Annotated in this window: 1 protein-coding gene; it reads left to right on the forward strand. The window is 72.7% G+C overall.

Annotated features, from left to right (window positions below; all coding sequences use genetic code 11):
* The coding region (locus tag I003_RS33910; protein WP_037722253.1) for a beta-ketoacyl synthase N-terminal-like domain-containing protein at positions 1–1,321 on the forward strand (1,321 nt) is incomplete at both ends.

Raw genomic sequence — 1,321 nt, forward strand, 5'->3', positions numbered from 1 at the left:
CCTCGCCCACCACCGCACCCGCCAAGGCCACCCCACCACCAGCCTCGCCTGGGGCTACTGGAAGCAAGCCACCGGCCTCACCGGCCACCTCACCGCCGACCAGCAGAGCCGCACCGGCACGGCGCTCACCACGGAACACGGCCTGCACCTCCTCGATGTCGCGCTCCGGGACCGCCCCGAGTCGGCGCTCGTCTGCATGCCGATCGAGCCGGCGAGCCTGCGCCGCGCGTCGAAGGTGCCGTCGCTGCTCCGTGACCTCGTCCCGGCCGCCGCGCGCCGCGCGACCGCCGCGGGCGCGGGTGCGGTGCGGCGTTCGGGGCTGGCGGAGGAGCTGGCCGGGCTCGGCGAGGCCGAGCAGGACCGGCTGATGCTGGATCTGATCCGGAGCAACGTCGCGGCGGTCCTCGGCCACGCGCGCCCCGAGACCATCGACCCGCAGCGTCCGTTCAAGGAGCTGGGCTTCGACTCCCTCACCGCCGTCGAACTCCGCAACCGGCTCACCAACGCCACCACACTCCAGCTCCCGTCCACGCTGGTCTTCGACCACCCGACGCTCACCGAGCTGTCGGTGTTCCTGCGGGGGAAGCTGCTGGACGAGCAGCCGCGGCTGCGTGCGGCGAAGCAGGTCACGACCGTGGTCGACGACGACCCGATCGTGATCGTCTCGATGGCCTGCCGCTACCCCGGCGGGATGCGGCGGCCCGAGGACCTGTGGAGGCTGGTCTCCGAGGGCGTCGAGGTGATCGGCGACCTCCCGGACGACCGCGGCTGGGATCTCGACGGCCTCTACGACCCGGACCCGGACGCGCCGGGCAAGATGTACACCCGCAAGGGCGCGTTCCTGTACGACGCCGGGCAGTTCGACGCGGACTTCTTCCACATGAACCCGCGCGAGGCGCTGGCCACGGACCCGCAGCAGCGACTGCTGCTGGAGACCGCCTGGGAGGCATTCGAGCGGGCGGGCATCGACCCGACCAGCCTCAAGGGCAGCAGCACCGGCGTGTTCGCCGGCGTCATCTCCCAGGACTACCTGATGCGCATGCACGACGCACCGGACCACCTGGAGGGCTATTTCGCCACGGGCGGCTCCGGCAGCATCGCCTCGGGCCGGGTGGCGTACACCTTCGGGCTCGAAGGCCCGGCCATGACGGTGGACACGGCATGCTCGTCGTCGCTGGTCGCGCTGCACCTCGCGGCGCAGGCCCTGCGCAACGGCGAGTGCGACCTCGCGCTGGCCGGCGGCGCGACCATCATGGCCACGCCCGGGACCTTCCAGGTCTTCTCGCGGCAGCGCGGCCTCGCCGCCGACGGCCGCTGCAAG

The sequence above is a fragment of the Streptomyces sp. CNQ329 genome (assembly GCF_000482585.1).